This is a genomic window from Vibrio hepatarius (assembly GCF_018860525.1).
Lineage (GTDB): Bacteria > Pseudomonadota > Gammaproteobacteria > Enterobacterales > Vibrionaceae > Vibrio > Vibrio hepatarius_B.
This window is the reverse complement of sequence record NZ_JAHKPM010000050.1, coordinates 1-16441: the sequence shown is the minus strand read 5'-3', so window position 1 is coordinate 16441 and position 16441 is coordinate 1. Positions and strand designations below refer to the sequence as shown.

Genomic DNA, 16441 nt, shown 5'->3' with positions numbered 1-16441 from the left:
CACCGCCAATGCTGACGGTGTCTAAAACTAGCCAAAATCTTAAATTTCTCGTCTCACTCATCTGATGGACTGAAATCTAAACGGTCTCCTTGTTTCTCCCCCCACTGCAACAATTCAGCGATAGGCTTAGCATAAACAACTCTTGGGATATCTCCTGACACATCAACGGTTATCCACATAGGTCGTCCACTTTTATTTGAGTAGTTGGGCGGGTTCGCCGCCGACAACTCATTTCTACAACCGCTGAATGTCACGTATTTATATTGTGAGTTCTTCAGGTCCAACTGCTGAAAGACATCACTTAAGCTCGCCTCTGAGAAAGCAAAGGTTCGCTCACGAACGGTAAGCACATCTGTGGCCCTTGTGGTGCCTTGACGATTATTTATTATCGCGTCTACTATGTTAGCTTCCGTTTCCGCACCACCACTATGCCGCCCTTGATATTTAAATATTCGATAATCTTTGATATTGCCAACATCGCTTGAACCAGAGGCATCAACGACATCACGTTGGAACATATGTGTGCTACCTGTAGTTTTATGTGGATTGAACGTATGGCCTGAGCTCGTTACCGTTGAGTGTGGGCTGAAGTGAGGGTTGTTCATAATCTCTATCGAGGGATCGGATAATGTCCTTCCATGCGGGCCTAAGAACTCCATAGTGACCCCATCTGGAACTTTAATGTCTCCCGTTTTAAAAGCAAGGCTGGTCAAAGACGCACTTTGATGATGGCCACCGTGAACTGATATCAACAAAGTATCTGCTTGAACGCCATCGTTGGCGGTGTAAAGCATAAAATCACTGCCCACCTTATTTCTCACAACAGAGGCAGTGTTGCCACTAGGCGTAGTAAATGACTTTAATGACTGACTATCAGGCTTTCTAACACTTAACTTTGGCCAAGAAAACCCGTTCGGGCCACCTTTAGTAACCCGTGTTTGCTGTGATTTTAAATTAACCTTAAAACCCTCTTCAGTGTACCAGCGAGATTGAGAAAGTACTTTAGTATCGCCTGTCGTCACAGGATCAAACGGCGACAGGAATGCGTTTGAGCGATAAGGTGCTTTGGAACCAAAGTTGTCTGGATAGACCATTTTTGCCAGTACTTTTTTGTTTTTGTATCCACCAAGGGCACGTTGATATTCAGCAATCCAATTATTTCTAGTATCAAAAATAGGGGTTTGGATACCGTATTTTGCAAATTGAGCTGCGGTAGGATCAGACGCCATTTCAACCCCTTGGTATCGAGCAAATATCACCCAATGGTTATCGAACATATCCGCAGACCTTCCAATAAACTCATCCCACATGGCAATATTGCCGATTTGTATGTTGTCGACATCTGTATTGCGGCTCAGCGCGCTAAAGATAGATTTGGCTGCATTCTCACAGTTTTCGTTTGGGTGCTGAATGTAATATTTTACATCTGATATCGACGTTATCTGGGACGATATTTCATCAATCTTCGCTTGCTCGAACGGTGTCGTTTCGATTCGTTTAAATTGCCCAATACTTGGATCGGCTTTAAACTGGGATACAGGAATCTCAGCCTTTTTCGAGTGGTGCATAAAGCCAAGCAGCTTATGATGACCACCTTTTGTTTTAGTAACTTCGGTTTGAGCTAAATTCGTCAAACAACGTTTGAAGTCAAGCGAATCGGCTCCTGCTTGCTTCATCGTCCCCATTAGTGCCCGACTGGCATGTTTTGACAGGACAATAACATCGCCGATTGCTCCGAGCGCTTCCAATCCAATATCTACTATGGCCCAAGCTCGGTCACTCCGGCTAGATTCAGGATCTGTTAACGTAACGATGCTGACAGCAATATTGCCTGCGATTAAAGCCAAACTCAGTTGAGGAATAGGTATCGCAATCAAAGACAAAATACCTATGATTTGTTTTAGGTTATTTTGGACTTCATCCCAACTCTCCTGAAGAGAAAAGTGCCGCTCATCAAACACTTCATCAAAGTACTCCGACATTGAGTTCTTCAAATATATGGATAGATTCACTGGGCTAAAGGATTCACCTCCAACCTGTGTCTCTAAGTGTTGTAATGGATCAACTGGAAACTTCAAACCTGTCCCTATATCAACGACAAATTTTGTGTTTATCCGCCGCTCAAAAGCACGTTTACCTGAAGGAGTAAGGCAACTGGATATTGCCTCTTGCTGTACAGAACTCAAACTGTAATTATGGCTTTGAATCCAAGTAAACCCTTTATATGGCGAGTATAATAAGCCATCTTTCTCAACCATCTCCCCAGCCGTTGTTTGATTATTGTTTGCGTCATAAGGAATAAATACTGAGGCATAAAGTGTATGTTCATCGTAAGCGCATTTATGAGCTTGGGTGTGACCAGCCAAAAATGATTCCAGGAGCGTTTTTTGATTTTTTGGTACTTCGTCACTGTATAGAAAGTTTTGTGTATGCGCCTTAAAAGCGGTTTCCAATAATAAATTGAGCTCTGCACTTTTTTCTTCTAATTGTAACTGGAACTGAAATGGGATTTCGGTATCCATATCGTAGCGAGTTTGAGTGACTGTTGAGCGAATGTTATCCCTATCAGAATTGGAAATTTTACCCTTAGCTTTGCAATTTTTTGCGCAATACCAATCCCCTGATGGCACTTTCTTCATCAGCATGTCAGATATTGACATTTTTTCTTTGATAACCCTTATCCTAGCGCTACCTACATCTCTATATCTGCTGTGTATTTCTATCTCAGAATTAGCATTGAGAATGCTCGGATACTCATCCGCGACTTTTTTTGCCTCTTTAATCAGTAATGCACCCATACTATTGTTTGCCATGCTTGCTAGGCCGCTTTTCTCTAATTCTTTGGCTTGAGCGGCAAGCCGAGGGGCTAAGTATGCTTGGCCTGATTCTGATTGTATTAAGCCTCGCAGCTGAGCTTGAAGACTATTGACAGTTTTCCTCATTGCCATATAGCCAACATATCCTTCTCCATATTGCTCCAACTCTGGCGCGCGACCAACAAACAACGCATAGTCATAGGAAAGATAAGCAATCGCACCTTTCAGGCTATTTGTTGCTGCCACAATATCGGCCGAATCGGGTTCTCGATCAAATTGCTGTGGATCAATTCGAAAACGCTTATGAAGTCCCCGCTCTAAGTCTGTTAAACGCTTTTCTAAGGTAAATAGGCGAGACACCCTATCTCTTGGCTCTGAGCGGATCTTGTCATAGGCCCATTGAAGCGCAGGCAGAATAGCGATTAATCTTGGAGGAAAACTTGATGCAAGATGGGTATAGTGCTGAGAGAAATAAGCATCACATTCCTCTATTTCTTCAATCTGCATTTGACCCCAAGGCATAGATATACGGGTTTGTGCTGTTTTACCAATGAACTCTCCTAGGGAGACAATCACTGATGCATAGCCACCTAAACGCTGCCCCTCATAATCATCGTCATAGCTGCAAATACTAATCACGGGGCTGTGGGAACTTGCCATATACCCCGTTTTAGGAAAACCCCACGTAAGCAAATCGTCGACTAGACTATGCTCGGCAATATTAGCGATCCCCCAACGATCGCTAAGCCCCTTTAAGACAAAATCACCTTCGATGTAGTCGATGCATGGTGGATAAGGACATCGACGTTTTAATTCCGCAATTAACTCAAGCTGCAAGAAATCTGCAGTGGTATTGAAGAGAGAAGAGACGTTCATTTCATTGAGAATATCGGTTTGTCTTTGGTGGACCCAATGGGCCATGCGTGCATAGTCAGGATCTATGTTTGATGTAGAACGAGTGACACCAGATCGGATTCCTGTTCTTGTGGTTACTAAGGGAGTACGAGAGTGTGAAGGTTGATATTGCCCAACATTCTGGTTACTAGATTGATTGTCCATAAGCTAATACGCTGCCATATTAAAATGATTGTCTAGCTACAGGCTATAACTGAGCGATGTGATTCGATTGGAAAAAGCGCGCCAATATTGGTAACTGGATAGTAAAACACCGCCGGTTGGCGGTGTTGGTGATAACTAATAGATTAAAATATACTACCAATAATTTTTCGAACAAAACCTTCAGGCAGTTCCAATTAGCTTATTAAGCGGTAAGGGATACTCTCCATTCCCATTTCTCTGGCCACTTTAAGTCGGTGATTTCCATTAATGACCTTAAATACCCCATTATCCCATCGTACATCTATGGGTGGTAGGTAATGGCCTTGATTAAATCCATTTCGTATATTCTCCAACCTTTCGTTATCATATGAGGCACTCCTATCTGCAATCACCTTATCTGTATCCGCATACAATGTTGCCGGATCACCGGTAAGCCAAGTTTTGATAGCGTTCGGACCAACCACACTATAACGCCTTGGTTGCCATGTTTGGTCATTTTTTAAATTTATGTATTCTCCATCCTGTTTCACAAGGTATGTTATTTCTCCATCGCCGGCGTCATACTTGTATATTTGACCATCAAAATCTTCATAAAAGAACTCAGAATCTGCGCCAAACATTTCCACCTTATTCGGTATGCTGTCCCAGTCCCCTTTACTTAGCTGTATTGGCTCATCTGCATGACCAGCGGAAGCCGCTTCTTGGTTTCTCGCACCAACAGCTACTTCAACGTCGGCTGGGGTTCGTTCTTCCATCCGAGTACTAAAACTGGCCTCTCCACGTTCATCGAGTTCCATGAGGTGTCTAAACCGTTGACTCAGTTTTCCCTCCACCCTGTTCACCAGATCGAGCTTATCTTGTTGACCGGCAAATAATGTTTTTGCTTGCCTTATAAGCACGTCCCTTATCGGCGTGTGCAAACTTCTATACATTTGTTTATAGTGTGCATTACTTACTGAACCTGAAATCGTTGAAGAATCAAAGTCAACCAAACTGAAGCGCCCGGTGCTTGGGTCATACAACACACTACCAAGGTTCAAATCTTCTACTCGGATACCATTATCCTGTAACTTACCGACCCACTGGGCAATAAAGTCACCTGCTTCGATTTTATCAAGCATATCTTGCATAACTTGAGGGTCCTTAATATCTTCTATCGAGACACCTTTCATTTTGGGCATATTAACCGCATAATAACTTTGCCCATCAGAACCTGTGAGAGTGATCAATTCCGCATCTTGGCCGTACAGTTTATTCATGACATCTCTGTTGTTTTCAGCGATACCCTTGTCACTTGGCCGCTTGTAAAATTTAATCAGCCTATCTGGGTTACCAGGATCTTTAAATATCACCCCGTGAGCGCTGGTTTTTGGGGTGTAGATATTGTCTGCGCTATACCAACTTGGTGAGGCCTGCATTTGAGGCAAGGCATTGAAGGCTATCTGCTTCGCATTACTACCGCTTCCAGACCCAGCCTTTTCTAAAGATGCCCTTCCACTTGTGGAAGCCCCCTGACTAGAATCACTGCGAGGGTAATACACACGAGATGTTGCAGGTTTAAAATCGCTTTGTGCAAGGAACCTACGGGGATCAAACTTGCCCATTTCACTACCAATTTCAACGGGATTTGTTGTCAATTGCTGTAATGTAGGTAGCTGAATTCCACGGTTTGAGTACCCGATGACTGGGCGATTAATGACATCTGCGAGTGCTTGCGCAGCGCCGCTGCTCTTTGAGTAACATGACAACAAGTGTACAGGGCCGCTCCCAGACTTAAGATCAACACCTTGAGATTTTAAATAATCAACAAGCTGCTGGGCGTTCATAGGATGGCTTTGCCTTGCGAGATAAAAATTACCTTGTCGATCCCCATGTATTGAAAGCGCTTCTTGGCCAGTCTTTCCTTGAAACTCTGAGGTATAACCTCGCACTTCTACCCTTCTACCTTCATTCATGAAAGGGATTCTTGCGATTTCTTGCGCATTGTTTCCGACAGAAAATACCTCTTTTTGTTCGCCCGCATTAACCTCAACATCTCCATTTTGCTGGACACTGATGTCGGCAACATTTTTTACCTGATTGGTTGGTGTAAATGAATACACTAAGTTCGGCCTTCTTCCTTGCTCTTCGGCCAGTTTCGTATCGGTTTGCTCACTCCACTCTATCTTTGTGAGTGATGATTGACCAACCCGATTGTTACTAGGTTGTTGCATATCTCCACCAAAGGCTTTATAGAAGGTATCGCTATTACTTTGGTATAATGTGACTTTACCATCTTGGACATAGGCGTATATAACATGTTCATAGTGAACATTCCCATCTGCATCCTTCACACCAGTATGGATAAAACCTGATTCGGTAATATTGTCTTTACTCAATGGTCCTTCAACCAGAGAAGTACTTGAAGACTCCGTCACTGAAGCAGGAAGACTGAATGCCTGCTTATAGGCTGGTGAATTAAACTTAGTACTTTGCAGACTTGTTGCTACTCCTTTAGGCAGCTCTCCGCTGGCTTGTGCAGTATTAATCGCACTTAGATTGCACAGAAAATTGAAAACTGGATCCTTAGCTGCCGCCTTTAGGATACGTTTATCAAGTTCAGCTGAGCTCTGTACTCGACCCCCTCGGTTTTTAAAACGCCATGTAAACTCTTCCCACCAATGCCCAGCTCGCCATTCATCACTACCGACTTTCTTAACCTCAAACTGGCCATCCTGTACTCGGCCCTGATATTGTTTGCCAAAGAAACTGAACAGACTTTGAGTTACCGCTGGTTCAGCCTCTTTTAGAGTCGCATAATATCCTTCCGGTGTGCCCCCCGCTTTAATATAGGCAAAATAGTCCGCATCTGTACCTGGTAGAGTGCCTGATTGACCCGTCCATTCTCCTCCATCTAATGCAGGTCTTCGAAATGGTACAGCCTGCCCATAAAGGGAACGCCCCGTTGTTCCAGGAACAGGGGAATTACCTTCAACACCTAGAGGAGGGCGCGAGCTTCCCCAGCCATTGTCGACTCCATTCTCAATCAACCACAGGTTTTGCTTAAGTATATCCGCATCCACCAAATCGGGTTTAATCTGGTGAGCACGCTTGATAACATCTTGCGGTTTCATTCCCCTATTCAACAAATCCCTAAATAACCTGAACTCTGGGTAATCTCCAAGTTTACTTTTTTCAAAAAAATCTATAAGCGCTTTTACTCGGCCTTTATCATATGCACCTGGAACGGGTATTTCATAACTCTTATTGTTAGGTCCATGAATGGTTTCTGTTTCCAGATTTGTCGGATCACTAACCTGCCTAAGCGTTTCTGAAATCTCACTTTTCCCAGGCATATCTTTAATGCTGAGCCCCTCGCTCTTAATTTTTTCTATCAGCGTGTTGACTGTATCTGTCGGCATCCCCATAGCCTCAGCAGACTCTCTCACTAATGTGGATAAAGCGTTAGGATCTTGTGACGTCACTGCCGCTTCCCAGCGACTTGGTATAGTACCCTGCCTTAATGCCGCCCCTTCTACCCCAGATGTTATCCCCAGGACAATAACCTGGTTGAGAAGCTGCCATAACAGATGTCCTGTCAGTTCGTCATCATCTATTGCTTTTTCAATAGCAAGCATGGTTTCACTGGCCATCATAAGGACTGCCGTTTGCCTTACCCAGTCAGAGAAAGGGACATTATCTACCATGTTCTTAAATCCCGACTTAAAAGCGCTGATCACCTTTTGAAAACCTTCCTTGCTTACCTTGTTAAGTGCTTCCTCACCCGCTTCTTGTGTGAACGCCTTTCTCAAAGCAGATCCTAATTTTGCAAAGGGTCCACCAAACATCTTACCCAGCCCTACCCCACCTACCTCTTGAATCGGTGCCAAGGCCATCTCTTGTAAAATCCCTGATATCAATGTGTTTCTTGCCTCCACGCTATCAGTGACCCCTAGCTCTACCAAGCTCAACGAGGTACTGGTCAGGAAGGTGGAGACCACACCAGCGATGATACCTGGGCCCACCCCCGGAAACATCATCCCCAGTCCTACTCCAAGTCCATAACCTATAAAACGCATCGATACGGATGCATCAGCAAGAAACTCCTTCATCCTCGCTTCTGCATGAGAGGTGGTGCTATAATCGAATTCGTCATCGAACTTAGATACGGACGCTTTTAGCAATACTGGGGCCATCCTATCCCGAGTTAGTTTGTCTGTTGACAGGCCAAATGGCACAATCTCACTAGAGGTTCCACGAGGAGCTAGATTCTCGACAGCCAGTTTATACACACTGAGAACCTTTCTAACCTCACTGGCCTTCGGTCTAATCAGACCTAGTGCAATCAGCTGGAAGTACCTTTGCACTGATTGTTGAACGAGCGGGAAATACCTATTGTTCCAATCTTCCTCATTCATTCTTGACAGATATAAGATATCTTTTTCTACATCATCAATTGAGTGGACCAAAGAATGCACTGAAATGTGGACAGTGTATTGATGACCCATGCCATTTTGGCCTACTCCTCCGCGCTCAAAAACTTCCCTTTTAGGAGGTGTTGTTAAATCGATTCGCGCTTGCTCGTATTCACTTCCCGGCACACCGTCTCGGAAATGAATTCTAAACGCATCAGAACTGAACAGCTCAGCAAGCTTCACTGGGTTTCTAGGGATAGGAATGACGAAACCTGTGACCAGGTTTACCATGACTCCTGAATACTCACTCGAGTCCCCTCTCGATAAAGGGATGAATAAGGTATTGGTGTTTCCAGGGCTAAATGGCGTCCCAATTTGAGCCATTTTCTCCCCCTTGACAAACTCTTTCAACCAGCCCCTAACCGTGTTACGTACCCCATCTGAATCCGCATGTATTGGCATATACGGGATATCTTGCAACCTTGCATCATAGAGGCTTACGAGAGATTCATATGCATAACCTTTATCAACGCTCCAAGTCGATGCTCCCGAAAGAGAACCACCATTATCTGTACGGCCATAAGACTGATGTGGAAGCCCTAACTTTTTCTCACGGTATTCATGGTAATATTTCGCCGCATCAAAATGAGTATAATGAGCCATACCCCTGTGCCTGCTGTTTGAGAATGGGAACACAACATCATTCCGCTTACCCTTAATAACTTCTAACCCGGTAATTATTTTCTTTCTCGGCAAAAGCAACTTAGCTGCTGTGACATGGCCCTTTACTTCCATGTGTTCTTCATGGACTACACGCTCATCTCTCGATAACGCAAAGTGACTAGAGACTCGATCAGGACGCCCAGTAGGCATATGTAAGTCTATGTCAATCTCAGCGTTTGGATTACCCTGATCATCATAAGGCTCTTCAACCAATTGCCCAGTAGCTGCAGAATAGAGAATGTCTTTCCCACTCACCCCGCGGTAGACATATATTCGATTGTCAGTTCTACTCACTTCACTAGAAGATACAGCAAAAGGCTCGTTACCTTTTGGGTAGTACACTGCTTCTGTGTCTAGTTTAACGTACACTTCATCAAAGTAGTATTCATTGAATTCCCCCGTATATCCCTTACCTGCTAGAGCCGTTTTAAATCCTTCTAAATCCTTATGCCCGCTTTTCCAATTGTGACGGGGTTGATACTTGTCATCATTACTGAGCTTCTCAAACCATGGTTCAGGGTGATATCCGCTAAACTTAACGGGGCGCGGAAAAGACCTCCGAAGAAATCCATCAGGGGTGAAATCATGAACAAATTGTCTTATGGGGTTGCTGCTTGTGAATTGACCCGAATACAAATAATGCAGGGCTAAGGCGTTAAGTTTTCTCATTCCAGGATCAGAATTTAAGAACAAGGACTCGGCTTCCTGAAGAGTATTGTACTGAACGAATTTATCGACCCTCTTTTTCACCAGAGAGTATATGTTTCTGCATAATTCCTCTGCCGTCTGCTCATCGTTATTTTGCAGCGCATCGCGAATTTTGGTTGCAAGTATTAGCAAGCTAGCCGATAACTGTGCTGTGCTCTCATCATCTGCATCTTGATCTCGAATCTTCGCAATGACAGGCAAGATTGTTTCTGTCAAATTTCCACTTAATTTAAGGCTTTTATCCGTACGTGTAACGAGCTCCCTAGGCATTTTATAAATAGAAATGGGCATCAGACCTCGTCCTTCTGGCTCTTCGTCTTCATCTGCTCCATCAGGAAGGAAGTGTTCAAAGTTCAAGGAGGTCCAGTTCCTATCTTTTATCTTCCGCAACTTATCAGCCACATCTTCCCTATCAGAAGGATTAAAATTCCCTACAATGCTATCCGGAATATCAGCTGCCGTATTAACCACTGTGTAAAGAGGCTGGGGAGGAATCGCAAGAAGGTTTATTAAGATCCCTTTCCTCTCGCCGGGGTGGAGAGGAATCAAGAAAGCATTGCTAGCTTCCTTGCCATCAATTGATATAGGTACAGCTCCGATCATGCCTGCCCGAAAATCTTTGACTAACCTACGTTGTTCAGGTGATAGGCTATTGCCATTTTCTACCTGTAACAAGGTATCTATAATAGCCGCTCTATAGTATCCCTCCTTGTTTGAGGCATTTAGGCTAGTGTAATAACGAGTATAGGCAGCCGCCCTTGCAATACTCCTTATCTTATCAGGAGTCAGGTTCTCCTCAGGCAGCCCAGCCAAGCGAGCGAATGCCTTTACTCCTCCGGCTTGACGAATAAATTCACTAATGTATCTAGCTTCTACAATTCTACCGTCGGGAAGGGGAACATTCCTGATAGCATCATGAAATTCAAAGTCAATGTCCTCTGAATAAACATCCCAGAATTCTGCTAACTCACCCGTCCCGTTCTCTCTAAATTGCCTTATAACTTCTGCCTGTGCTTCCGGAGAAGTATAGTTAGGAGAAATATAAGCTAACTCCTCAAGAGCCAGTCCATCGCCCAAGACACCCTGCTCACGTAAGATATCCTTGACCTTTTCAATCCATCGGTTTCTCGAAGCATGGAACTCTCTATCCCAACCAAAGCCTACTTCACCAAAATCCCCATCAGAATGCTCGGCCCCCCCACGATATTCCGTTCTCAGGTCCACTGGTTCTTTTCTTCGCTTGTAAAAACCTCGTCTGTAATCATTCGTGCTGCGACCATTCTCAGTCTGGGCATACCTCGTCATCCATACTGGGTTAGAAAATCGCCAACGTTTCCCATTTTTGTCCGTAAAATCAACCCCAGAAACTAGATGTTCGGTCATCTCCCTCATTTCTTTCCGGGCGTCATCATTGCCTTCTATTTCCCCGTCACTTCCAAGAATAATTGTTCGCCCATGGGCCGTAATGGTTACGGGGTTATTATGAGTCTCAATGTGACGCAGCTCGTGAAACAATGCTATCGAGGGGTCTCGATAGAGGAAGGGGCGATCCGCCAGTTCATTCGGGCTGCTCGCGGCTAGAAGATTCCAAGGGTCGAAATAGATAGTGTTTTCAACCACATCTGCCGAGCTGACGTAGAACTGTCTTCCTCCTTCTTCCCGCACAAGATTTTTGTCCCCACGCTCTCCAGCATAACGAACAACAATCCGATTATTCCGCATTCTATCCAGAAGCTGTCTCCCAACCTCTGTCTCCTGCAGAGTCTTGAAATGCTGAATAGTAGCCTCGAAGAATGTTCGGGTTCCCTCAATTTCAATACCCAGATAGCTGCCGCCAATAGGTTTTTTAATTACCGTTTCATCCTCGTTCTCGACTTCCTCATACGGCAGTGAGTACTCTACGCCTGGTTCCTGTACATACAAAATCTGCCCAACGTCCACACCAGGGTTCTGCCGTGAGTACTCCGCACGGAAGCGGTTTTCATTCTCGACCATCTTGTCGTTGAAATAAGGCTCTTGGTTGTCCGTATCATTTAGGAATCGAAGTGCTCCTCGGGTGAACCTAACTTCTGCCGCCCCTTGACCACTAAATGCTCCTGGTGCGCCAACTGTGTTGTCATTCGGATTGAAGTACAACGTCCTACTTGCAGGGTCTATTAAGGGCTGGCCACTTTCCTCATTTGTTATCCGTTGGCGAATAACAACACCGTACAGATTCATGCGCTCAAGTATCTCCCTACCAGAGGGAGTGCTCTGTAGACCTTTGAGGATCTCCATGGTCGACTCTGCAAACGCTTCATCTCCATCAATTCGAATGTAGGGGTAAGCTTGAGAAGGAGTAAGTACTTCTTCTTCAAGGTCTGCGCTTTCTTTTAGTTGCTCTTCCCCAAGAAGCGACTCATATTCAAGTGGGTAGCCCTTGGCTATCAGCAATTTCATTTGATTATCAAAATCTTTCGACAGTTGCCGCCTGACGTTGAGCAAGTAAGCTTCTTTTATCTCGGGGAAATCTCTATCGGCTTGAGCAAGAATTTCTTCGATTAGATTATCATCTAACTTTCCCTCATTATCCTTCTTAAACGTCTCCTTCCAAGTGTTAAACATCTCTTCATATTCATCCTCTACTTTACCAACATAATCGAGGAAATCCTTCCTGATACTCGGGAGCTGGGATTGGATATGTGCCAATTCTTTTCTGTCTTTTATGCCCTCGACTATCGGCTTGGCAATAAACGTCTTCGCTCCAAGAGAGGTGGGGGCGACGATAGCAGTCGTCGCCAATTCCGTCATCACACTTTCCAACCAAGAACGTGTTTTAATTTTCTTGTCATCCTGTCCGAAATGACTTTGGTAGTGGTTATGTGAGAATGCCCCTAGATATGTTAGGCCGCCTGCCGCTACCTTTACCGCTCGGGGCACAAAGCCCATCGCGATCTTAAAACCGAGCTTCTTCATCTGCTGATTGATAACATAGCTAACTGCCGCCAAGGGGTACGGCTCTCCAGGCATAAGGCCTTGCTTAGCCTTATGCACTTTATATGGGATTTTAACCGATGCAATAGCGATTTTAATACCTGCTTTCACAGACCCTTTTACTAAGGTGACGATAAGGCCAGAAGTGATGTCAAGCCCAGTATTCACTGTGGCAGATATAGCCCCTCGCGTAACCTGAGATTGCCCCCACTTAACAATAAATTCAGCAAAGGACTTTTCTTGATTGGCATATTCCTCTGGGCTTAAAGGCATTATGGTTTTATCGCCTTTAGCATCCAGCCATTCCTGATGCATCCTAGTAGCGAAAAGGATACCGTCGGGATCATTTGCGGGTACGACTCCTTCTAACATTTCGTTGTCTTTTAAGTGGTTGCGAAGGGATTCGGCGGTAGGCACTTCACTTTCGGGGGCGCATTTGTACGCTAACATGCCCCAATCTTTGGCGACTCTAGCCCTTCGTGAGAAGGGATCTAACCTTTTTCCAGTTTCACGCTCCGACAGGTTCCCCACTTTTTTGATAAGCTCATCTCCTAACCGAGCGATCTTGCGAGTATGATGAATCACCTCTTCAAGATCTGCTTCTTTATTACTGCCACCCTTGGAAGATAAGGCTGAAATCACCTCAAGACGATGCTTTATTTTTAATCGCTCTACCTCCAGTTCAGACAATTCACCTATTTTATTTTGTAATTTACTTAGGTCTGTGTCGGAGAGGGAAAAAGCATGGGTTTCAATAATTGTCTCCAGCGCCAAGGGGAATTGATTTATTGCAACTAATATGTAATCTACAGCATTTACTGCTTCCCTAAGCCTTTTCGCATATTCATCTTTGTAATACGCAATCTCGTTGGGATGAGCTTTCTTCAGTTCTTGTGCAGTAGTCAGCAAAGGAATAAAATCGTATTGCACCCTCAACGCGGGTTGTTGATAAAGCCAATAGACACTACGAGCAATACTATTTACCTTATGGTCTCTATATTGAACATCGTCACGTTGCTCTGAGGTCAAAGCTATCTTATCTGCTAAATGAACGAGTCCTTCTTTAGGTTGACTCTCCAATTTCCGAAAAGGTAACGACAACGCCTGCCCGAATTGCCAAGCCTGAGCAGACTTCTCATTGAAAAAACGCTCTATATTCGTTACATATTCTTTTTTCTTTTCTTTAACATCATCAACTAAACTGGTTTTACTCGTAGGCTTATCACCTTGGCCATACTCATTTTTCTTAACATCAATGGCCAATCTAGACGTAGCGAGCATTTTAAAAACAACGCGATCCATTTCATGCGCTTTATTTCGAAACTCCTTCCTCGGAACTTCCCACCACTCCTTAAGTCCAACCTTTGCAAGAGTTTTATGTGTATACGCTTGAGCGTTGAGTACGCTCTCCATTTCATTAAGGGTATCAATCACGCCAGCGGCCTGCATTTCATGGCTTCGTATTGATTTTAACCACTTGGACTCCGCTGGTTTTAGAGCATTGATTACATCGGTATCTTGTATTTCATCACTTTTAACCTGACGGCCTAGTTTATCTAACGCCGTCATCGCCTCAAGCGATAGCCGGACACCATCAATGCCAACATTGATACGTCGCTGCATTTTTTTTGCTGCAGAAATACCATCTTGCCCGCGAGAAGTCTTAATGATTGATTGACTCTCTCGCTCTACGTCTAGCGCAAATTTCTCTGCTGCCTCTAACATAGTTTTGGGTATTTGAAGTTCTTTACCCTCTTTTTCACCCAGTTTAATATCCGTTATTACTTTGTTCAGCTCACCCACTTTCTGTGATACGTCAGCAACATCGATATTTTCAAACTTTTGTACCGCCTCCTGACTAACCTGTTTAAGCATCTTTGCTGCACGATTAAAAATGTCATAAAATTCATCAGGAAAGGTTTGTCCCTTTCCGTTAAAATACGTTTGCCAAGCACGAACTTTCGCATAATCCTCAGCCTTTTCCTTCGCCTTTTCCAGGTCGTCAATGTGCTCCAGAATGTTAATTGGGTTCTCTGATTGAAATAAAGCGGACAAGGCCTCATTGTTATCCGAACCATGTAACGCCATATAGCGTAACCCCATTTCAACACTGTCTATCGTGGTCTCTAAGCGCTTAACAAAACTGGCTTTATCTTCTCCACTCATCCCAATAACTACATGTGCCCATGAGGCATCCTGTCCTCCGGCAAGATACCCAGCTACCCCAGATTTCACCAACCGCAGTATTTGCTCCGCATCTTGGATGAGATCAGACATCCCTCTAGGTGTGTTTACTTGTTTCAATTGATGAATTGTCTTTTCAAGTTTTTGTAACTTCTCATCGTCAATGACAACTTCAGACTTATTAAAGCCTTGATGAATAAAGGCTATAGCTTGTTCTTTTTTTGCATCTTCATCGAACTTCTTAAGTTCTTCAGGTATTTTAGATTCAGGCAAAACGATATTATAATGGCGGCGTAACTTACCTGGGGAACCTATGTCATCATCGTCTTGTGCTGAGCCATCCGTTCTCTGGGAGTTGAAATCGCGACTGCCTTGAGTTTTCAGGCGACCGGAACTTGAAGGTCCGGTAAGGCTTTCTCGAGATGGCTTCCCTGCTTCTTTTATGAATTTTGCAGCGCGGTTGGTTTCAATCGATGTTAGGCCAGAGCCAGCATAAAGAAGCGGAGTCACTTGATCGGAAGAGGTGTTCAGAACGTTGTAAGGCACAAGCACTTTAGAGTCGTTAGGCACGGGATTATCCTTAATTTGCAATTGAGAAAACTGCCAAAAAGATAACCAAACAAAACGATGATAGAGCGTATAAAACGCGCAAGTAACAAAATCGGAATTTGATATATTTACTAGGAGAATATGCCAGTGAGCGAACATATTTTTTATATGATAAAAGCCGATATGAGATTTGTTATTTATGGTCTGACCAAATGTCTATATTTAACGACTCTTGATGAAATTATCATATGGGTGTTGGTTTTATAAAATAAATCATAGTTATATCGGTAATACCTTGCTCCAAGGTAGTTAAATTTTAGTAATAGGTATTTTAATGAATATAAGAAAATTATCTTTTTTAGTCGCAATATTAGTATCGTCATCTGCCCTAGCAGAAAGTACGTTTGTAATTGATGCAGGCAGCTCAGGCTCGAGATTATTCGAATATCAATACCACCAAGACACATCATCTGATCAAGGGCTACCTGTGATTGATGAACAAATTAAACACCAAAGTATCAAGGGTGGTGTACAAACTATCAAAGAGGCAAACTTAGACAGTTATATTGATAGCCTATTTGTAGAAACTAAAACAACTCCAGATAACGTGTACTTTTATTCTACCGCTGGCATGCGAACCATTTCAGCGACCGAGAGAAACTTGGTTAATCAAAGAGTCAAAGATGCACTGGCCAAGCGCTTCCCTGATGCGGATATCAGAGTTAAAACAATCACTGGTCAAACAGAAGGCGCTTATGCTTGGCTAACCGCCAACTACTACAATGGGTCTTTTGCTAATAACCAGGAAACAACGGGTATTATGGATCTTGGCGGGGCTTCAACTCAGATCACCTATGAAACGAAAACAGGCGATGATCTTTTCAATGTCAACGTAGGAAATCTAAATTTCACTCTTTCTTCAACTAGCTACCTTGGTTTGGGCCAAAACTTGGCGATTAGCCAATACTTCAATCAAGCGGCATGTTTCCCCCAAAATTATCCTTTACCCAATGATCAATTGGGAACTGGAAAATT

3 protein-coding genes are annotated in these 16441 nt (G+C 43.8%); 1 reads left to right on the top strand and 2 read right to left on the bottom strand.

The window, feature by feature from the left end; translation table 11 throughout:
- Positions 1-53 precede the first annotated feature (53 nt).
- Both KO511_RS14130 and KO511_RS14125 read right to left on the bottom strand, forming a co-directional pair.
- Positions 54-3875, bottom strand: a complete 3822-nt coding sequence (locus KO511_RS14130) for a putative adhesin (RefSeq protein WP_215988057.1) — start codon at positions 3873-3875, stop codon at positions 54-56.
- Between the two features lie 194 nt (positions 3876-4069).
- Entirely contained in the window at positions 4070-15427 is an 11358-nt protein-coding gene (locus KO511_RS14125; protein ID WP_215988056.1) for a ParB/RepB/Spo0J family partition protein, read from the bottom strand.
- Positions 15428-15740: 313 nt separating this feature from the next.
- On the opposite strand from KO511_RS14125, the gene KO511_RS14120 reads away from it, so the two are divergent.
- Positions 15741-16441 (top strand): hypothetical protein (locus KO511_RS14120; RefSeq protein WP_215988055.1); only part of this gene is annotated, 701 nt, incomplete at its 3' end.

What these genes read in the sequence shown, in the direction of transcription:
- KO511_RS14130 (WP_215988057.1), bottom strand. Translation starts at nt 3,875, where the DNA reads ATGGACAATCAATCTAGTAACCAGAATGTTGGGCAATATCAACCTTCA.